Below are 18,729 nucleotides of genomic sequence, written 5' to 3' on the forward strand. Positions count from 1 at the left end.
ATTCTCTGGGAGAATCTTTTACCGCCCGGCAGCTCTTTGCTGGAGTCTTTATCGTCGGGGGAGTATATTTGACCCAGACCGGACACCGATGAAAATACCGGTCATATTGCTACTTACTGTCCCTCATCACCCTTTCAATCAAACAGGAGTTTACAGTGAAAAACATCTTTCTTCTCGCCCTGACCATCCTCCTCACCGGATGCGCTGCGCAATACCCGCTTACCACCAACCTCAAGGTGCCGCCGAGAAGTCAACCGATGGGGATTTACGGCGATTCTCACTCTGCCGCACTCAAGGGACATGATGCCCGTAAAGACAGTGCCGTGGTCATTTACCAAATTAAGGGCAAACCTCAGATAAAGATACCAAACAAAGTGGCACCGCATGTCCTGGTCGCCGAGAGGCTGGCCGATGGCCTTCAGCAACAGGGCCTATCGTTTCAGAGCGATGCCCCGGTCTACATACAGCTCGATATTAATGAGCTTGTCGCCACGGTAACCCGACCCAATGTCCTGTACACCAGTACAGCCAAGAGCCGTCTTGCCCTGACTATAAGAAACAGTGAAATAACCCTCACCAAGACTTATTCCAGGCAAGCCAACCGTGATTCAGCCACCCGCCCTCCTGTCAAAGACCTGGAGAAACTGTTGAACGGCCAGCTGATCGATATCGTCAATCAGATTCTGCAAGATACGGAAATACGCAACGCCATCCGTAAAATATAACACAGGGAAAGCCTGCCGCCGATAAACAGGGGCTAGTGGGGGGACCGCTCAACGCTGCATCCGCCTGAGCGCCTGGCGATAGAGTTTTTCCGCCTGATAGCTGGACCGGACAAAGGGGCCGGAAGCCACGCCGGCAAAGCCCAGCGCCAGCGCCTCCGTCTCCAGCTCGGTAAATTCCTCCGGCGGCACAAAGCGCTGTACCGGCAGATGCTCGACGCTTGGCTGCAGGTACTGGCCCATGGTGAGAATATCGACACCCGCGGCCAATAAATCCTGCCAGGTCTGCAGGAGCTCGGCATGGCTTTCGCCAAAGCCGAGCATGATGCCCGACTTGGTCGGAATCTCGGGATGCATTTCTTTGGCCCGATGCAAAAGTTCCAGGGAACGTCGGTATACGGCCTGAGGGCGCACCTTAGGGTAGAGGGCGGCAACCGTCTCGATATTATGGTTGAGGACATCCGGTGCGGCATGAAGAAGGACCTGTAAGGCCGGCCGATCACCCTGCAGGTCGGGGATGAGTACTTCCACCAGGGTTTTTGGGCTGCGCCGGCGAATGGCCTGAATGGTTGCGGCAAAAAGAGACGCCCCGCCGTCGGCGAGATCGTCCCGGGTCACCGAGGTGACCACCGCATAACGCAGGCTGAGAAGGACCACCGCCTCGGCGACGCGTTCCGGTTCCTCGGGATCGGGCAGGCTGTCCGGCTGGTGGCCGACGGCACAGAAGCGGCAGTTACGGGTACAGCGCTCGCCAAGGATCATGAAGGTCGCCGTCCCTTTGCCGTAACATTCAAACTGATTCGGACACTTGGCTTCTTGACAGACGGTGGTCAGATCGTGGCTTTTCAGCAGCTGACGGATTTTTTCATATTCCGGGCCGGTCGGTAAACGACGCCTGAGCCACTTCGGTTTGGCCATCGTTATCTTGTTTATCGATGCTGACATCACCATGATTCCTTTTTATTGCTACAAATTCACGGGCAAAGACCTGCTTGAGCAAACCAGGCAGGTGGTTTTTGACTTCGCCAAGACTAATCTCCCGGCCGCTTTCACAACTGAGACTGGTCATCCGCACCCCGGTCAGCCCGCAGGGATTGACCCAGGTGAACGGTTCAAGGGAGATATTGACATTCAGCGCCAGCCCATGAAAGGCCACCCCATGCCGTACGGCGATACCGACGCTGCCGAGCTTTTTGTCACCCGCCCAGACGCCGTGGTTACGCGAGTCACGCCCTGCCGCCACCCCACAGGCGGCGGCCAGACCGATCATGATCTCTTCGAGACAAAAGACATAGTCGGAAACCGTCAGCCCGGCCTGGCGCAGATGCACAATGGGATAGATAACCAGCTGTCCCCAGCCATGATAGGTAATATCGCCGCCGCGCTCAATATGCACCAGGGGGATGTTTTTTTCCTGGAGAAACTGTTCGGAGACCATGAGATTTTCGCGTCCGCCGCGCCTGCCGAGGGTAAAGGTGCCGGGATGTTCGATCACCAGAAAGACATCGTCGGCAACCGTACCACGCCTGCGCCTTTCAACCAGATCAAGCTGCAGACCATAGGCCGCTGCATAGTCGACCAGACCGAGATCGACCATGCGCGCCGCCGTTGGTACAGGCATGACCATTAGCCGCAGAGACAAGGGTTGCGGGCCGCCTGGGTTTCATCCAGTCGGCGCATCTTGGCTATCACCGGCGCCTGTCGCAGCAGTTCCGGGTTTTCTTTCGCTTCCTGCACCACCAGCTTCACCGTGTCGATAAACTGATCGATATCCTCCTTGCATTCGGTCTCGGTGGGCTCGATCATGATCGCTCCGTGCACCACCAGAGGGAAATAGATGGTCGGCGGATGATAACCGTGATCGATAAGCCGCTTGGCCATATCCAGCGTGGTTATTTTATCTTCCTGCTGCAGGGCGTCGGAGAAGACACATTCGTGCATACACGGCCGGTTGTAGGCGAGCTGCAGGGTACCCTTTAATTTTTCTTTAATATAGGCGGCATTGAGCACCGCCAGCTGGCTGGCCTTTTTCAGATTTTCCGCACCCATGGTCCGGATATAGCTGTAGGCCCGGAGCAGCACGCCAAAATTGCCGTGAAAGGCGTGCACCCGGCCGACGGAGTCGGGGCGATCAAAATCGAGGCGATAGCTGTCACCGTCCTTGATGGCGCGTGGTACCGGCAGATATTTCTCCAGTTCCCTGGTCACACAGATGGGACCCGCGCCCGGACCGCCGCCGCCATGCGGTGTCGAAAAGGTCTTGTGCAGGTTGAGATGCATGACATCGACACCGCACCTGGCGGCGCTGATGACCCCCATGACCGCATTCAGATTCGCCCCGTCACCGTAGACCAGACCACCCTTGGCATGGACAATCTCGGCAATCTCACGGATATTGGTTTCAAACAGACCAAGGGTATTGGGGTTGGTGATCATGATCCCGGCGGTCTGTTCATCCATTGCCTCGGCCACCGATTCCACGCGCAGGATGCCGTTTGGCCCGGACTTGATCGGCACAGGTTTGTAGCCGCACAGGGCGGCACTGGCCGGATTGGTGCCGTGCGCCGTGTCAGGGATAAGGATCTTCGTTCTCTTTGACTGGTGCGCCCGATGGTAGGCGGCAAAGACCAGCATGCCAGTGAGCTCGCCATGGGCGCCGGCCGCCGGCTGCAAAGATACGCCGGGGAGCCCGGTGATGGCGGCCAGATATTCCTGCAGCTCGAACATGACCTGCAGGTTGCCCTGGACATATGCATCGCCCAGCATCGGGTGAGCCGTCGCCAGTTCCGGGGTGGCGGCCACCTTTTCGTTGATCTTCGGGTTATATTTCATGGTGCACGAGCCCAGGGGATACATGCCGCTGTCCACGCCGTAATTCCATTGGGACAGGCGGGTATAGTGGCGCACCACATCGACTTCACTCAGATCGGGAAAATCCGGCCCCGCCCCCTGCAGTTCCTCCGGCAAGGCAGCTGCCGGAACATCGCTTGTCGGAATACTCATGCCGTGCCTGCCCTTGTTGCCTTTTTCCCAGAGCAAGGGTTCGTCAAAAATCAAGCCACTTCTGCCCGGTGTCTTTTTCATGGTTTCACCTCACCTGCCACTGCATCGATTACGTCCCTGGCCACCGTTTCCGTCACGCAAAACAGATATTTTCCGGCAAGTTCCGGATAATATCGGCCAAGTTCCAGACCGGGGACAATTTTCTTTTCTAATAACTTTGCATAGATCGGCCGAAAATCTTCCTTGAATTCAACGACAAACTCATTGAACGTCGGGGAATCAAAGACCATCCGCGTACCATTTTTTATCAGCTGGGCCTTGAAATATTCACTCTTGTCGTAATTGAGGCGGGCCAGCTGACGCAGGCCCGTGCCGCCGAGTGAAGACAGATACATCGCCGCAGTGAGGGTACAGATGCCCTGATTGGAACAGATATTCGATGTGGCTTTTTCCCGTCTGATATGTTGCTCGCGGGTGGACAGGGTCAGCACGAAGCCACGCTTGCCGTCCAGATCAACGGTTTGTCCGACCAAACGGCCGGGCATATTTCTGACAAACTGGTCGCGGCAGGCAAACATGCCAAGTCCCGGGCCGCCAAAAGATCGCGGCAGGCCAAGGCTCTGTCCCTCGCCACAGACGATATCCGCGCCGCATTCGCCGGGATTTTTCACCAGGCCATAGGCGAGAGGTTCGGTGAAACAGCTGATAAACAGCGCGCCGTGGTCATGGATAGTCTGTCCCAGGGCCGACAGGTCCTCTATCACGCCGAAAAAATTCGGTGACTGGATGGCTACCGCCGCCAGCCCGTCGATATCACCAAGAGTGCTCAGGTCGGTGCGGCCGTCTTTATCCACCGGCAGTTCGACCAGTTGGTACTGCGACGGATCCAGATAGGTTTTGGCCACCGCCCGGTAATGCGGATGGATGGCCCTGGAGACCGCCACTTTGGGCTTTTTTTTGCCGATCCTCAGCCCCATCAGCAGCGCCTCAGCCAGGGCGGAGGCGCCATCATACATCGAGGCGTTGGCCACATCCATACCGAGCAGCCTGGCGGTCAGGGTCTGATATTCGTAGATGCCCTGCAGGGTTCCCTGGGCTATTTCCGGCTGGTAGGGGGTATAGGCGGTGAGAAACTCCGATCGGCCCATCAGCGAGGCGATGGTTACCGGAATATTGTGATGATAGCTGCCGGCGCCGATCAGCACCCTGTAGCTGTGGTTGACCGTCATTTTTTCGGCCAGCTGGGCAACATGGTCGGTCAGCGACCACTCGTTCAGCGGTTCGGGTAAATCCATTACTCCTTGGTAGCGGCAGCCATCGGGTACCGAGCAGAACAGCTCGTCGAGACTTTTTCTGCCGATGACGTCGAGCATTGTACCAATTTCCTGGTCAGTATGTGGCAAATAGCGCATGGCTTTATCCTTTTAGTAACTCCCGATAGGCATCGACGGAGAGCAGGTCTTCGAGTTCGCTCATATCGGCAGGTTTAATCTCGACAATCCAGTTGGCATAGCAATCCTGATTGATCAACTCCGGCGCATCACCGAGGTTTTCATTGACCGCGACCACTTCGCCGCCTATCGGCAGATACAGTTCGGAGACCGCCTTTACCGACTCGAGCGTACCGAACTCGTCACCTTTCGCAAAGGTTGCGCCCACCTCAGGCAACTCGACATAGACGATATCGCCCATCTGGTCCTGGGCATAATCACTGACGCCGACCTTCAGAGTGTTGCCTTTTTCGCTCACCCATTCATGATCGTTCGAGTAGCGCAGCCCATCCTTAAAATTCAGCTCATTAAATTCTTTCACGGCCGATACCTCCCTGTTTAATTTTTGACAGTCACGCCAGCATCTGGCCGATCGGCATTCTCGCCGTCCGGTTCGGACGGACATCCGATCGTATTTCAACCTTTATTTTCCGTTTTCCATCGGTCAGGATCACCTGGTCACCCGGGCTGCATTTTTTATCGAGCAGGACAAAACCGCAGCACAGTCCCTTCGCCTGAAATTCGCTGTCTGCCGCCATACTGACGATCTCTCCATCGACCCGGCCGATGGCCATATCCGTGGTACAGGTAAGAATTGTCCCGAGCCTCTCACCGGCTTCCGTGGTGACAAAACTCTCACCGCCGGCGCCGATCTTGCGTGGGTCGTATCCGGCAAAGGGCAGGGTATGCTTCGACCATGTCGACTGCAGCAGGGCGGTGGCGCCGATAAAATCTTTACTGAAGGTGGTGTTATCGTCATTGTAGGCCAAGGCAAATGGCCAGGGGTTATGCAAAAAGGGCCACGGCCCGATATCCTGATGGGAAAGCGGCAGAACAGCCCCGGCCCGCAGGGAATCCCTGGCGGCCAGGCCGCAGGCGAGAACACCCTTATCACGTCCGGCCTCAAGGACCATCGACCAGAGCGCGGCTAACCTATCGATGGCGACAAACAGTTCAAAGCCGAATTCTCCGGTATAGCCGGTCCGGGAAATGAGCACCGGGGTGCCATCGACAAGTTCCACCGGCGGTGAGGTCCGTAGCCCATCAAAACCGCCTTTGCAGGAAAAATAGACCATCCTATCAAAAACAGCCGCCGGGTCTCGCAGTATTTTCGTCAGGACCCGGGCCGATTCCGGGCCCTGGATATCCATTTTGCCGAGGCGATCGGTCAGATCGTCGACGCTGGCCCTGTTTTCGCCGATATTTTTCTGCAGGTGCGCGGCAATTTCTCCGCCCATGCCGGCATTGACCACCACCATGAACGATTCCGGCTGCAGCTGGTAGACGATGGCATCATCGATGACCGTACCGTCGGCATGGAGAAAAACACCATAGACACACCGGCCGTCAACCAGGGGTGTTTTATCCTTGCCGATGCAGGAATCAATATCCTTACTCAGACAACGCTGCAGGAGTGCTCTGGCTCCGGCGCCTTGCACCGATACCGCCGCCATATGGCTGGTATCGAAAATGCCGGCGGCCTGAATAACCGCCAGATGTTCCGCTTTCGCCCCGGTTTTATACCACAGAGGCATATCGTAATTGCCGAAAAGTGCCATGTTCGCCCCATTCTCGGTATGCCAGCCATGGAGTACGGTCTTTTTTGCTGTGTTCATTTCATCACCCCTCAATCTGTTGAGCCCAGGAACCTGTTCGTTGTTACGGCAGGGTCAGAGGCACCTTCAGGTTAAAACTCTTATAGACAACGAAGGTTTCCACCGCCCTGACATTTTCCAGTCGTGCCACTTCTTCCGTATAGAATTGCAGCATGGTAAAATCCTTGGTGAGCAGAACAATGAGAATAAGATCAAAGCGACCGGTGACGACGCAGACGGAGATCACCCCGCGCAATCTGCTGAACTCCTCGCCTTTTTTGACCAGGTCCATATCTTTTAAGCGTACCCCGACCAGGACGATATTCTGATCCGGCAGGGACTCCGGGTCAACCAGGGCGGTAATATCCAGGATGCCCTCTTCTTTCAGTTTTTTTACCCTGGCCCGGACAGTGCCCTCGGAGAGTGCCAGTAAATCGGCAATCTTCTTGAACGGCATCCGCCCATCCTTCAGATGATTGATTATCGCCAGATTTATTTCATCGATCTCCACGCCGGACACCACCTTTTAGTTATACCTGTTTTACTGCAAAATAGCTCTTCCCCCGTAACACCCAACGAAAGAACATTAAATTACGAATACAATATATTCAAGGGTATATCTTTACGATATCCGTATTTACACATCAATTATCTTATAGCTACACATCACTCAACACACTATTACCTGCACAGTGGCGACGAAATGTAAAAAAGACAAGGTCTTGAAGGAAAAACTCTTCTGAGCAGATCCGGGAGGATGCAAAGAAAAACCACCGTTTCGGAGACTTCGGCAAGACCGGCGAGGTAATAGATGCCACCCTCAGCCGGCCTTAAGGAGTCTTAGAACAGCTCGAGAAATTTCTGCTCTGCTTCGGTCGTCCCGATAAGAATCAGATCATCTTTGCCGTTCAAGGGGAGAAAAGGATCAGGGCCGACAATCAGGTGTCCCGCCGACTTTATGGCAATAACCGAACAGCCGGATTTCTTCCTGATATTGCTCTCCACCAGGTTTTTACCGACCAGAGAGATGGGCGTTGGTCGAGTAAAGATGTTCAACCCCTCGGTAAACATGGAAATTTCGTCGCTTTTCAAAATGTTGATAATGGTGTTTGCCCCCATCGAGGCATAGGACATAACCAGATCAGCGCCGGCCATATGCAGTTTTGATACGCTCCGTTCACTGGTTGCCCGGCTGATAATCTGCATTTCCCCGCGTAATTGACGACAGTAGAAAGTCAGATAAATATTCATTGCATCGTTATGGGTGGTGATGATCACCGTCCTGGCTTCCATGATCCCGGCTTTTGCCAACACCTTGATATCCGCCGCATCGCCCTCAATAAAACTTGTTCCTTTGCCGGTCGTCAGCATCGCCCGTTTTTCGACAATGCGGTAGCTGATGCCATGTTCGTCGAGCGTTTCCGCGGCGGCAAGGCCAACACGCCCGCCACCGAGAATGAGCACGGGGGCATCCGGGGAATAGGCCCTTCCGGGAGTGGCATAATGGTCTTCGAATCTCTTCAGCTGACTATTGGTGCCGGCTAAAAGAAGCAGTGTCGTGGAATTGATCACGGTGTGCGGTTGCGGCACTTCAAACCGGCCCTTTTCCCAGAGTCCGACCACCGTCACCCCGGTCTTCCCGCGCATACCTATTTCAGCAAGACTCTTTCCGCCGAGCGAAGTCTGTACGGCCGATATCTCTGCAATATGCAATCTGTCAAAGCTGCTGACGATATTAACCGGCCTGCCCAGACCGAAGGTTCGATTCCCCAGTGCATGGCCGAGCATCTTAGCGAACTGAAACACATGGATATTGCCGGGAAACTGGAGGATATCGAGGGAATTTTCATTATTGGCACTGGCGACAATGGGGACTTTTCTGCTTACCTCTCGGACGGTAAAGGCAACGGAGGTATTTACCTGGTCATCATTTGTGGCGACAACCAGGGCGGCATCCTTTACCCGGAGGCGATGGTAGGTCGCCGGATCATCAGGCTCTCCAACAACCACCTTATACCCGGCATCGTAGAGCTCCGTGGCCCGCAGCAACTCATCGACGACGAGGACATACTCGAAATTTCGCCTTCTTAATTTGGCGACAAGCTTTTCCGTTATCGGGTCCAGGTTGGTGATAATAATATGATCGGAGGTGCCTTCGGGTAATCCCCGAGGGGTGCGGCTCTTTGATTGCGCCTCGAGCCACGGCGAATAGAAAAATTGAATAAAAGTGAACGGCAGCATTATCAGGAGCAGGATGATCCCGGAACCCAGCACGGCAATAGTAAAGACCAGTCCCAGATCGGTTGAGAAGGTAATGTCCCCAAAGCCAAGGGTGGACATGACGGTAAGGGTCCAGTACAGGCCGGTTATCCAGCTGTATTCCCGCCCCTCATAGAGCATGAGCACATGGAAGAGGGTACTGTACAAAGCAATTATGGCGAAAATAAAACTGAGAAATTTCGTCAAGAGAACCATATTTTTTTTTGCTGTCTTATTCTGGAAGAAAAACAGCAGCTGGGATGGCAAAAATTTCATGATCGATCGAAAATATAAGAGAAAGTGTTTAATTTAATAGCGTGTGCTCAAATGTAAGCCGGGGTGAGCACCTTAAGACAGTAACGAAGGTCAACTCTTGCAACACCGACAGCCTGGCTGAAATCTCTTCTTTTGATACTTGCTATGTATTTGGCAAAAATCCTTGACGGTTGCAACACAATTTACCAGATCCGTCAGTCATATCAAACAGCGGAGAACTCTTTCACGTATCGGCTAGTGTATACGCTCGGCAACAATCCGGGCCGCTTTATTGAGCCTTTTACCGACGACATTGTTCTCTTTCACAGCGATCTCCTGGCCGCCGTCGCAGCCCATAGCAAAGACGATGCCGAGCCGGTGCTCGAACGGCTGCTGTGGGATTTCCTGCCCCGGGCGACCCAGCAGCGGCTCGCCCGGTTCCAGGGCCGCGGCGGCGGCTACCGCAGGGGCCGTTTAACGGCGGAGGATCGACAGAAAATTAACCAGCAGATCCATCTGTTTGATCGTCGACGCCTCTATTATCTCCGTTACGGGGCGGTTGACCAGAGCCGCCTGTCCCGCCTGCATGAAGCGTGTTGTCGTCCCCTGCTCGGCCAGAGCCGCGATGAGCGGGAATACTGGTTTACCGCCGAGGAGTCGGCCCTGGAGCCAGGCCATTACCTGCAATATGTCTATGCCATCTTTAATCTGCAGAAATACTTTTATCAATCCTTTGCCCCGTGGCTGCCGGAATCACTGGCTCTTGATGAAATGGGCGACCATTTCGAAAAAGAGCTGTGCCGGTTAAACAACGACTGTCGATTTTGGCAGGAGAAGAAAACCACCGACTCGCTGCACCACCACCTGATCCGTTACCTTCTCATGTTCTTCGACTACACGCCCGCTCGCCGGTCCTTTCTCGACGATTTCGCCAGGACATTTATGGCCGGGCATCGGACCTTTCGCTGGCCGGAGAAAAAATCGACCAGGTCCGCCACAAAGATCAGCGAGATCTTTGCCACCTCGAGTGAAGCATTGAAAAAAATGAGTCGGCAACAGCTCAGCCGCCTTTACCGGCAAAAAGCCATGCAACTCCACCCCGACCGGGGCGGAGACCATGAACTTTTCATCGAACTGACCGAGATATATAACGACCTGCTGCGCACAAAATGACCATGCAGCGGGAAAACCTCGATTCTAAAGAATTGTCTGCAGATGAAAATAAGGGTTGATAACTGATTTGCAAATTCGTACTCTCCGTATAAGTACCTTGTGCGGAGCGAGAGTGATGGGCAGGATATTTCCCGAAACGCGATAAACGAGGCGAGGAGGCAGTATGGACGCAACAAAGGACAACAAAATGAACAAGCAGACCAGCAAAAGGGAATTCTGATGGGTTCAAAAAAAATAGGCGTCCTGATCGGCGGCTCCGGTCTGATCGGCGGTACAATTGTCAACTATTATAAAACGCATCATCCCGAAACCGTCGACATCCGCGCGCCAAGCAGCAAAAAATTCTCTATCCGCGAAGAAAACGACATTCGCCGTTACCTGGCCGATGTCCGACCCGACTTCGTCATTAACGCCGCCATGGCCAATCTCGGCTCGGACGCGCAGCTGGCCTTCGAGGTCAACTATCAGGGACCGATTATCCTCGCCAGAGCGGCAAACAGCTTGAAGATACCGTACATCCATATCAGCTCCGCGGCAACCTTACCCCCCGGTGAAAACCTGCGGGAAGAAGATACCCTGCCGCTCTCCCCTGATTTAAGCAATTATGCCAAATCTAAACTCATGGCCGAAGCAACCTTAAAGCTCATGGCCGAAAAAGAGGGTCTCGACTACTCCTGTGTTCGGCTGGCTATTGTGTACGGTGCGCATGATCACAAGATTCAAGGCTTTCACCGCCTGTTATTTTCTATTGCCGACGAATCGATGCCGGTGCTGTTCACCAAGAAAAACACCCTGCACTCCTACACCAACGCCCGAAAACTGCCGCACTTCATCCATCATATGCTCAAAAATCGTGGCGAATTCAGCAACAGAACCTACCATTTCGTCGATAAAAATCCGGTGGACCTGGCAACCCTCATCCTGACCATCAAATCCTATCTGCACCTGAACCAGCCCAAGGAAATCTATGTTCCCTACTGGATGGCCAATTCAGGCAAAAACGGTCTGAATGTCCTCCTGCGCATCTTCAGAAGAATCGGCCTGAAAGCGTCCCTGCCGCCGGAGCTGATGTTCCTGGACAGTTTCTACAAACCACAGACCCTTTCCTGCGAGCGGTTAAAGAACTCTTCGTTTGTCGATCCCATGCCCGGGGAAAGCATCTTCACCCGACTGCCCGAGCTGATTAGCTATTACCTGAAACGCTGGAGCCACCAAAACCTCATTTCCAGCTACAATGTGAATCTGGGAATAGAAAAACCGGTGGAGCATACCTTCATCAATAATCCGCAAAAATTGATTGACGATATCCACGCCCGGGGCATTGGTCCGTTCAACAATATGCTGGAGAAATAAGGTAATGCAAATGAACATCAGCCAGGCGTTAGTTTTTACGATTTTGAGCAGGTATTATCGAGCAATTCGTTCATCCCATCGAAAATGGTTTTGATATCTCTTGACAGGTCTGCTCCACTGCAGCGCCTCATGGTATCGCCCAGGCCTGTACGCCGAGATGACCGAATAGATCTCCTCCAGCGGTTTTACCAGATTTCTTTTCAAGGTTCGCAGAAAGAGAAGACCGGCGAGAAACACGGCGGAGGCCATAAAAACAACACCCCAGGCGCCACCATTGCCCAATTGCCTGGCTCTCTTATCCGCGCGCACCATAGCCTCTCGATTGATCTGCGCCAAGCTGCTGATTGCCGTAATCGTTTGCCTTCTGGCTGGAACATTGTTGTCGAACGCCTCGCGGTACTTTCGATCAATCATTGCAAGCGCTTCGGGCTCCTCGGCTTCGGTAATGTTATTTTGCGCCGTCTGCAATGCCTCTTGAAAAGATATCTGCAATTGTCGGCTCTCGGACCCCTCTCCGCTGCTTATGGCCAACGACACCAGCATCCTTTCACATGCTTCTAAAGAGCGCTCATTTTACTCAATGATGATCTCTATTGCCGGAGCCATCCGCATAAAAACCCATATCGTCGCCAGCCCCATCAGCACATTTAAACCAATCAACAGCAAGGCCCCCAGTCGCACCATTGTTAACAGCTTCATTCTTTGACACCGTGTATTAATTGTGCAATCGCCGACTCGCGCGATACAATTATCAGTTGCTCATCGGCCCGCAGGGGGACATTGGCGGAGGGTTGATCAATTTTTCCCTGCGCACCTCATCGGATGCCGACCACCTGCACGCCGAAGCGTTTGGGCAGGGCGCGATCGATAAGCGTCTTGCCGACCATTGACGGCTGCACGAGAATCTCCGTGAGATGCAGACTCTCACCGATATTCGTGTCGGTTATAACGTGCTTATAGAGGAGACGATTGGCAAACCGTTTGCCGAACTCATACTCCGGGTTGATGATCTGATGGGCGCCGACCAGCTGCAATATCCGCTGATGCACGACATCATTAGCCCGGGAGATAATAACCGGCAGCGGTGAGAGGACCAGCAGCGCGCCTTCCGCACCGACCCGCGCCACGGAAGACCGGTCTTTGGAAATTATCTTCATTTTCTCAGGCGCCAGAAATCCGGGTGAAGCATGGCCAGAAAGGGGATGAGCTCCAGGCGGCCGACAATCATATTGACGATAAAGATAACTTTGGTCGCCCAGGAGAGGTTGCCATAGGTACCCATGGGGCCGATTTCCCCAAAACCGGGACCGATATTGCCGATGGTCGCCGCGGTTCCGATAAGACCTATGGAGGACGAGCCTTCGATAATGGTCACGGCATAGGCGGAAATGGTCATCAGGACGATATAGAATAAGAGAAAACCGAGAACCTGAAAGAGGATGGCATCCGGGACGGTCTTGCCATCAATCTTGATCGGCATGACCACACGGGGATGAACGAGCTGCACTATCTCCCGGCGCATATATTTTGCCCCCAGAATGACGCGGATAACCTTGATGCCGCCCCCGGCCGAACCGGCACAGCCGCCAACGAGCATAACACTGAAAATCAGCGTCTGGGCGGCAACTGACCACAGGGCGAAATCGGCAGAGGAGAAGCCGGTCGTGGTGAGAATCGAGACAATCTGAAAGAGGCTTTCGCGAATCGAATCAGGCCAGCTGCTCTTCTCGTTTATCACCAGAGCCACGGTGAGAAAGATCGACACGACAAAGATAATGAAAGCGTAGCCGCGAAATTCCTCTCTTTTTATCAAGGCAGCCAGATGTCGCCGGGCGACCGCCTGATATTGCAAGGCGAAGTTGGAACCGGCCAGAAACATAAAGCCGATTATTATCCAGGTGATAGCCGAACTGTTATAGCCCATAATCGATAGCGGGTGCGGCGAAAACCCCCCGGCGGCCAAGGTCGACAAGGAATTGCACACGGCATCAAATGCCGGCATGCCCGCCCATATCAGGCAGGCTATTTCCAGCAGCGTCAGGATAAAATAGACCAGCCAGAGCGCTTTTGCCGTCTGGGTGATGCGGGGCGTTACTTTTTCCTCCGTCGGGCCGGGAGATTCGGCAAAGAACATCTGTCTGCCCGCCACCTTGAACTGAGGCAGAATAGCGACAAACAACACGATAATACCCATGCCGCCAAGCCACTGGGACAGGCTGCGCCAGAAAAACAGACTTTTCGGATACAGGGAAAAGTCTATAAAAATTGTCGCCCCGGTGGTGGTGATGCCGGAGACCGATTCAAAATAGGCATCCAGCGGATGCAGGCCGAAAAAAAGATACGGGATCGCCCCCATCGCCGCGGTGACCATCCAGGCGAGGGAAACGATCAAAAATCCTTCATTGCGCTTGAGGGTGTCGAAATTGCGCAGGAAGCCGCCGGCTTTCTGGAGCAGCATGCCGAGGGCAACCGAACAGGCGGCAGCAACCGAAAAGGGCAGGATGGCAGCGTAGTTCTTCTCTATGAGCGCGACCACGATCGGACTGAGCAGGATCACGCCAAAGGCCACGAGGATGATGCCGAGAGATGCGTAAATGTGTTCTCGTTTCATAGGGCAAACATCTTCTTGATGGCTTCAGCATCGGCAGCCATGGTAAAGATATGCAGCAGATCGCCGCCCTTTAATGTCGTTTCCCCGTGCGGGACGATAACCTGCTTGCCACGCTGGATGGCCCCGATGACCGCTTTCGCGCTGAACGTCAGATCAACGACCCGTGATTCGGGAAAACCCTCCGGCACCGTGACGCGCAGCACCTCCCCCTGCCCGCCCTCGATCAGCGCAAGGATATCGACATCATGCGCCTGCACCCGGTTGAGAAGTTCCTTTAACGCCGCCTCGCGTGGCGACACGACCACATCGATGCCGACCCGGTCGAAAAGCAGCGCCGTCTGGGTGTTGCCGACCCGGGTGATAATGCGTCCTTTACTGAGCTGCTTGACGAGCAGGGAGCAGAGCAGGTTTTTTTCGTCATTATTGGTGATGCAGATAATCGCATCGGCATCACCAATCGCCTCACTTTCCAGCAACTCGAAGTCCGTGCCGTCGCCATTGAGGACCAGGGACTTTTTCAGGTTGTTGGCCAGAAAAAGGCAGCGTTCCTTATCGTGTTCGATAATGGTTACACGAATACGTGCCTGTTCGAGCTTCTCGGCGAGCAGGAAACCGACACTGCCGCCGCCGATCAGGGCCACTTTTCTGATCTTGTTGCTTTTTTGAAAGAATCGGGCGGCCAGGATGTCGAGGGCGATCCCCGTCCCCATGAAAACCACCTTGTCGTTAATGGCAATAATTGTCGATCCATCCGGAATGAACAGCTTATTATCACGCATTATGCCGACAATCAACACGTTCTTCGGGAAGACGCAGTCCATGATGCGTTTATTGAGGATGGTCGAGTCTTCCTTGATGCGGTATTCGAACAGTTTTGCCCGGCCTTTGGCGAAATGCTCGACATCGATTGCCTCGGGCACCGAGACGATACGGAAGATATCCTCGGTGAGCAGCTGTTCCGGCCAGATCACCGTATCGATGTCATAGGGCGCCCGATACCGGCCCTGACTGTAGAACATCAGGTTGTTATACAGCTCCATGGTGCGGACAAAGCAGATCGTTTCAATATCGGCAATGCGTTTTACGGTCCAGCAGGCGACAATATTTGCTTCGTCACGGGCGGAACAGGCGATGAAAAGATCCTTGGCGGCCGTCTCGGCCTGTTCCAGGGCGTTGACATCGGCGCCGCTGCCGCTGACATAACTCACATCGAGAGGACCAAACCTTTCCGGGATACCGTCATGTTCGTCGAGAATGGTGATATCGTGGTCCCTGCTCAGTCGCAGTGCGGCCATATAGCCGACCTCGGAAGCGCCATAAATTAATATTTTCATAAAGGTACTCCGTTTCACTCTGGAAGAACACTCCACCCTCTCCTGCCGCATATTGTCAACGGCGTCATTTTATCCGGTACTTATCGCTTTGACGAGCCAATATGTCAACAAATAAGTCACCTGACCAGATGGGGTACTCCCGGTAAACGGTTTACAAGATGGCCCCATCAAAGCTTAAAAAAGTCTGTGCACAATCCGACCATCAAAAAGAGTCATATCGACCTTTGTCTGAGCAATCATGTCCGGCGGATCCGTGAGAATGTTCCGGCTGAGTACCGCCAGATCGGCCTTCTTGCCCACGGCAATTGAGCCCATGTCGGTGGCCCGGTGGACAGCCGCCGGAGCAGCGGTGTAGGCATGCAGCGCCTCGGATACGCGCACCCGGGCCTTAGGATACCAGCCATTTGCCGGCGTGGCGTCGAGGCGCTGCCGGGTAACCGCGGCATGTATGGCCGGCAGCGGGTCGGGACTGCAGACCGGGCAATCGGAACTGAACATGACCGGGCATCCGGTGTCCATCAACTGACGGAAGGCATAGGCCCACTGCCCTTTTTCCGCTACGGCCCGGTCGATAAGATTCATATCGAGGACCATATTCCCCGGGGTGACACAGAGGGCCAGGTTGAGCCTGCCGAGCCGCGCGATATCCTCGGGGCGGATCATCTGCACATGTTCGATACGATGGCGAAATGGCGGCAGCGGTGCATTGTTCTTGCCGCGCCGCGACTCCAGCTGCTCAAAAATATCGATCAGCTGGCGATTGGCCCGGTCACCGACGGCATGGACCATGACCGAGAGGCCGGCGTGATCGGCCTTGTCGATATCTCCGGCCAGCTCGGCCATGTCCATCAGCGGCATGCCGTATTCCGCGTCAAGATAGGGATCGATCATCCAGGCCGTGCGCGCGCCCATCCCGCCGTCGGAAAAGAACTTGACATGACCGAGACGCAGCCGGTCGCTGCCGAAACCGGAACGCAGGCCAAGACCGATAATCTCGTCGAGCCGATGGCCGGGCAGACTCATCCAGCAGCGAAGGTCGAGCAGCCCGTCTTCTTCGAGTTGTTGCAAACCCTGCAGCGACCGGGCGCCATCGGTGTCGGCCATCAGGCGGATATCGTGGATACCGGTTATTCCCAGGCGATGCAGGGCGGAAGCAGCATCCCTGAAGGCATCGATGACCTGGCCGGGTGTCGGCACGGTAATAGCCCGGCGGACCAGATTGATGGCCAGCTCGCGGAGGATGCCGGTGGGCTCTCCTGCTCCATCCCGTTCAATCTTTCCCTCGGGCGCGTCCGGAGTGGTTTTATCTATCCCGGCCAGGGCAAGGGCTGCCGAGTTGGCGACGGCCAGGTGCAGATCACAGCGCCACAGCAGCACCGGATGATCGGGCGCCGCCCGGTCCAGACTGTGACGGTCGGGCTGACGCGGTTCGGTCCAGTCGGTCTCGTTCCACCCTTGTCCGATGATCCACCGGCCGGGGGGAAGGGTGCCGGCGGTCGTTGCTATGCGGCTGTGCAGCTGGGCATAACTGTGCAGATCGTCCAGCTGCAGATCCCCTCGTTTCATGGCCCATTCGTAGAAATGGATATGGCTGTCGACAAATCCCGGTACCACCAGGCGGCCGTCAAGATCGATCTTTTGCGTCGCAGACCCGGCCAGATGGAGTATTTCGTCGTTTGTGCCAAGGGCGATAATGCGCCCTTCGGCGATGGCCAGGCCCTCGGCCGTCGGGAAAAGGGGATGGTCGATACCGCCGCTGGCCAGGCAGCCGTTATAGAGAACAATTTCAGGTTTTCGGTCTACTTTCATAGCAATCACAGTAAAAAACCCTGCTGGAAGGGATCCTTTGGGTCAATAACAAACTGATGATAGCCGGTGACAGTGGCGCTGCCTCTGATCCGGCCGACAATACCGCTCAATTCGCCAATAGTCAATTCTTCGACTATCCGTCCTTCGAAAATCGTGCCGAGAGGCCCGGCGTTCCTGTAGGTCTGCCCGGGGCGAAACCTGCCTCTGTTATGCAGCAGGGTCATTTTGGCGGTAGTGCCGGTACCACAGGGGGAGCGATCCATGTGTGATTCGCCGTAAATCACCACGCTGGTCCCGCTTTTTGTCGATACATCTGCCCGGTTGGCAGGATCCTCGGCATAGAATTCGGTGACATCAATACTGTTCACCTCCGGTCGCAGGGGATGATACACCGGCAGTTGCCGGTTGGCCGCATCGATTATAGCCATGCCGAGAGAGATAAGCTCCCTGCTGTTCTCTGCGGCAAGCTCAATGCCGACGGATGCGGCCGACACCATGGCGAAAAAACCGCCGACACAGACCAGATCGACAGGAATCTGACCAAAGCCAGGCACCTCCAGGGGGCAGCCTGTCTGCAGGACGAAGGACGGGACCATGTCGATGCCGACCGAGAGAACCCTGCCGTCGGCAATCCGGGTATGTGCCTGCAGGGGCCCGGACGGCGTATCGACGGTGATAAGGCTATCACCGTCTGGTGCCTGTATGGCCCCAATGTCGATAAGGGTGGTGACGGCGCCGATGGTCGCATGGCCGCAGAGATAGGGGTAGCGCCGGGAATCCATATAAATGAGGCCGAACTGCGCCTCCGGGCTGACCGGCTCAGTGACCACCGCGGCGAACATATCCCTGTGCCCCCGTGGCTCCCGGGTCAGCAGGAGGCGGAGATGATCATAGTGCGAGGCAAAATAGTGCCGTTTTTCCTCCATGGTCGCACTAGGCAAGGGACCGATCCCGCCTACCAGCAATCGCGTCGGTTCGCCCTGGGTATGGGAATCAATGGTCGTAATCCGCTCGGCATAGCGGTCGACAAATCCTTTGTGTACCTGGTCAAGTATGAGCATATAAATCCTCTTGTTACAACGACAAAACCTGAAAACAGGATGTCTTCAGGTTTATACATGTTGC

General features: G+C 54.8%; 18 protein-coding genes. 3 read left to right on the forward strand and 15 right to left on the reverse strand.

Annotation, left to right across the window (positions count from 1 at the left end; translation table 11 throughout):
- Nucleotides 1–155 precede the first annotated feature (155 nt).
- The gene (locus tag ACYQ8U_RS00495; RefSeq protein ID WP_459943539.1) at nucleotides 156–725 is read left to right on the forward strand and encodes a YajG family lipoprotein; all 570 of its coding nucleotides are present in this window, start codon (nucleotides 156–158) and stop codon (nucleotides 723–725) included.
- Between the two features lie 48 nt (nucleotides 726–773).
- Here the strand turns inward: ACYQ8U_RS00495 and lipA are convergent, their stop codons facing one another.
- The 8 genes from lipA to ACYQ8U_RS00535 form a co-directional block, all read right to left on the reverse strand.
- A complete protein-coding gene (gene lipA, locus ACYQ8U_RS00500) occupies nucleotides 774–1,667 on the reverse strand; it encodes a lipoyl synthase (protein ID WP_459943540.1) in 894 nt (297 codons plus the stop codon).
- The gene (gene lipB / locus ACYQ8U_RS00505) at nucleotides 1,588–2,343 is read right to left on the reverse strand and encodes a lipoyl(octanoyl) transferase LipB (RefSeq protein WP_459943541.1); all 756 of its coding nucleotides are present in this window, start codon (nucleotides 2,341–2,343) and stop codon (nucleotides 1,588–1,590) included. The genes lipA and lipB overlap by 80 nt, the downstream gene beginning before the upstream one ends.
- Nucleotides 2,344–2,348: 5 nt before the next feature.
- Nucleotides 2,349–3,806, reverse strand: a complete 1,458-nt coding sequence (gcvPB, locus tag ACYQ8U_RS00510) for an aminomethyl-transferring glycine dehydrogenase subunit GcvPB (RefSeq protein ID WP_459943542.1) — start codon at nucleotides 3,804–3,806, stop codon at nucleotides 2,349–2,351.
- A complete protein-coding gene (gene gcvPA / locus ACYQ8U_RS00515; RefSeq protein WP_459943543.1) occupies nucleotides 3,803–5,137 on the reverse strand; it encodes an aminomethyl-transferring glycine dehydrogenase subunit GcvPA in 1,335 nt (444 codons plus the stop codon). Before gcvPA ends, gcvPB begins: the two co-directional genes overlap by 4 nt.
- Nucleotides 5,138–5,141: 4 nt before the next feature.
- Nucleotides 5,142–5,537: a glycine cleavage system protein GcvH gene (gene gcvH / locus ACYQ8U_RS00520; RefSeq protein WP_459943544.1), complete on the reverse strand. Its 396-nt coding sequence runs from the start codon at nucleotides 5,535–5,537 to the stop codon at nucleotides 5,142–5,144.
- 31 nt (nucleotides 5,538–5,568) lie between these two features.
- Nucleotides 5,569–6,831, reverse strand: coding sequence for an aminomethyl transferase family protein (locus ACYQ8U_RS00525; RefSeq protein WP_459943545.1), 1,263 nt, complete (start codon nucleotides 6,829–6,831; stop codon nucleotides 5,569–5,571).
- A gap of 43 nt (nucleotides 6,832–6,874) precedes the next feature.
- The gene (locus ACYQ8U_RS00530; RefSeq protein WP_459943546.1) at nucleotides 6,875–7,321 is read right to left on the reverse strand and encodes an Lrp/AsnC family transcriptional regulator; all 447 of its coding nucleotides are present in this window, start codon (nucleotides 7,319–7,321) and stop codon (nucleotides 6,875–6,877) included.
- A gap of 329 nt (nucleotides 7,322–7,650) precedes the next feature.
- Nucleotides 7,651–9,285, reverse strand: coding sequence for a potassium channel family protein (locus tag ACYQ8U_RS00535; protein ID WP_459943547.1), 1,635 nt, complete (start codon nucleotides 9,283–9,285; stop codon nucleotides 7,651–7,653).
- 204 nt (nucleotides 9,286–9,489) lie between these two features.
- Between ACYQ8U_RS00535 and ACYQ8U_RS00540 the strand changes: the two genes are divergently transcribed.
- Both ACYQ8U_RS00540 and ACYQ8U_RS00545 read left to right on the forward strand, forming a co-directional pair.
- Nucleotides 9,490–10,497 (forward strand): J domain-containing protein, encoded by a 1,008-nt coding sequence (locus ACYQ8U_RS00540; protein WP_459943548.1) that lies wholly within the window; start codon nucleotides 9,490–9,492, stop codon nucleotides 10,495–10,497.
- A gap of 219 nt (nucleotides 10,498–10,716) precedes the next feature.
- Nucleotides 10,717–11,850 carry an NAD-dependent epimerase/dehydratase family protein gene (locus ACYQ8U_RS00545; RefSeq protein ID WP_459943549.1) on the forward strand — a complete coding sequence of 378 codons (1,134 nt, stop codon included), beginning with the start codon at nucleotides 10,717–10,719 and terminating at the stop codon, nucleotides 11,848–11,850.
- A gap of 54 nt (nucleotides 11,851–11,904) precedes the next feature.
- Here ACYQ8U_RS00545 and ACYQ8U_RS00550 read toward each other — a convergent pair whose 3' ends face one another.
- The 7 genes from ACYQ8U_RS00550 to ACYQ8U_RS00580 all read right to left on the reverse strand — a co-directional run bounded on the left by ACYQ8U_RS00550 (nucleotide 11,905) and on the right by ACYQ8U_RS00580 (nucleotide 18,665).
- Nucleotides 11,905–12,393, reverse strand: a complete 489-nt coding sequence (locus ACYQ8U_RS00550) for a hypothetical protein (RefSeq protein WP_459943550.1) — start codon at nucleotides 12,391–12,393, stop codon at nucleotides 11,905–11,907.
- A 30-nt stretch (nucleotides 12,394–12,423) separates the two neighbouring features.
- Nucleotides 12,424–12,549, reverse strand: coding sequence for a hypothetical protein (locus tag ACYQ8U_RS00555; RefSeq protein WP_459943551.1), 126 nt, complete (start codon nucleotides 12,547–12,549; stop codon nucleotides 12,424–12,426).
- A 116-nt stretch (nucleotides 12,550–12,665) separates the two neighbouring features.
- On the reverse strand, nucleotides 12,666–13,007 hold the full coding sequence (locus tag ACYQ8U_RS00560; protein ID WP_459943552.1) for a potassium channel family protein: 342 nt from the start codon (nucleotides 13,005–13,007) through the stop codon (nucleotides 12,666–12,668).
- Nucleotides 13,004–14,461, reverse strand: coding sequence for a TrkH family potassium uptake protein (locus ACYQ8U_RS00565; RefSeq protein WP_459943553.1), 1,458 nt, complete (start codon nucleotides 14,459–14,461; stop codon nucleotides 13,004–13,006). The genes ACYQ8U_RS00560 and ACYQ8U_RS00565 overlap by 4 nt, the downstream gene beginning before the upstream one ends.
- Nucleotides 14,458–15,795, reverse strand: coding sequence for a Trk system potassium transporter TrkA (gene trkA / locus ACYQ8U_RS00570; RefSeq protein ID WP_459943554.1), 1,338 nt, complete (start codon nucleotides 15,793–15,795; stop codon nucleotides 14,458–14,460). The genes ACYQ8U_RS00565 and trkA overlap by 4 nt, the downstream gene beginning before the upstream one ends.
- A 174-nt stretch (nucleotides 15,796–15,969) precedes the next feature.
- Nucleotides 15,970–17,604 (reverse strand): amidohydrolase, encoded by a 1,635-nt coding sequence (locus tag ACYQ8U_RS00575; RefSeq protein ID WP_459943555.1) that lies wholly within the window; start codon nucleotides 17,602–17,604, stop codon nucleotides 15,970–15,972.
- 5 nt (nucleotides 17,605–17,609) lie between these two features.
- On the reverse strand, nucleotides 17,610–18,665 hold the full coding sequence (locus ACYQ8U_RS00580) for a proline racemase family protein (protein ID WP_459943556.1): 1,056 nt from the start codon (nucleotides 18,663–18,665) through the stop codon (nucleotides 17,610–17,612).
- Nucleotides 18,666–18,729 lie beyond the last annotated feature (64 nt).

It is taken from the genome of Desulfocastanea catecholica (genome assembly GCF_054657295.1).

What these genes read in the sequence shown, in the direction of transcription:
- lipA (WP_459943540.1), bottom strand. Translation starts at nt 1,667, where the DNA reads ATGTCAGCATCGATAAACAAGATAACGATGGCCAAACCGAAGTGGCTC.
- lipB (WP_459943541.1), bottom strand. Translation starts at nt 2,343, where the DNA reads ATGCCTGTACCAACGGCGGCGCGCATGGTCGATCTCGGTCTGGTCGAC.
- gcvPB (WP_459943542.1), bottom strand. Translation starts at nt 3,806, where the DNA reads ATGAAAAAGACACCGGGCAGAAGTGGCTTGATTTTTGACGAACCCTTG.
- gcvPA (WP_459943543.1), bottom strand. Translation starts at nt 5,137, where the DNA reads ATGCGCTATTTGCCACATACTGACCAGGAAATTGGTACAATGCTCGAC.
- ACYQ8U_RS00525 (WP_459943545.1), bottom strand. Translation starts at nt 6,831, where the DNA reads ATGAACACAGCAAAAAAGACCGTACTCCATGGCTGGCATACCGAGAAT.
- ACYQ8U_RS00535 (WP_459943547.1), bottom strand. Translation starts at nt 9,285, where the DNA reads ATGGTTCTCTTGACGAAATTTCTCAGTTTTATTTTCGCCATAATTGCT.
- ACYQ8U_RS00540 (WP_459943548.1), top strand. Translation starts at nt 9,490, where the DNA reads ATGTATTTGGCAAAAATCCTTGACGGTTGCAACACAATTTACCAGATC.
- ACYQ8U_RS00545 (WP_459943549.1), top strand. Translation starts at nt 10,717, where the DNA reads ATGGGTTCAAAAAAAATAGGCGTCCTGATCGGCGGCTCCGGTCTGATC.
- ACYQ8U_RS00550 (WP_459943550.1), bottom strand. Translation starts at nt 12,393, where the DNA reads ATGCTGGTGTCGTTGGCCATAAGCAGCGGAGAGGGGTCCGAGAGCCGA.
- ACYQ8U_RS00555 (WP_459943551.1), bottom strand. Translation starts at nt 12,549, where the DNA reads ATGAAGCTGTTAACAATGGTGCGACTGGGGGCCTTGCTGTTGATTGGT.
- ACYQ8U_RS00560 (WP_459943552.1), bottom strand. Translation starts at nt 13,007, where the DNA reads ATGAAGATAATTTCCAAAGACCGGTCTTCCGTGGCGCGGGTCGGTGCG.
- ACYQ8U_RS00565 (WP_459943553.1), bottom strand. Translation starts at nt 14,461, where the DNA reads ATGAAACGAGAACACATTTACGCATCTCTCGGCATCATCCTCGTGGCC.
- trkA (WP_459943554.1), bottom strand. Translation starts at nt 15,795, where the DNA reads ATGAAAATATTAATTTATGGCGCTTCCGAGGTCGGCTATATGGCCGCA.
- ACYQ8U_RS00575 (WP_459943555.1), bottom strand. Translation starts at nt 17,604, where the DNA reads ATGAAAGTAGACCGAAAACCTGAAATTGTTCTCTATAACGGCTGCCTG.
- ACYQ8U_RS00580 (WP_459943556.1), bottom strand. Translation starts at nt 18,665, where the DNA reads ATGCTCATACTTGACCAGGTACACAAAGGATTTGTCGACCGCTATGCC.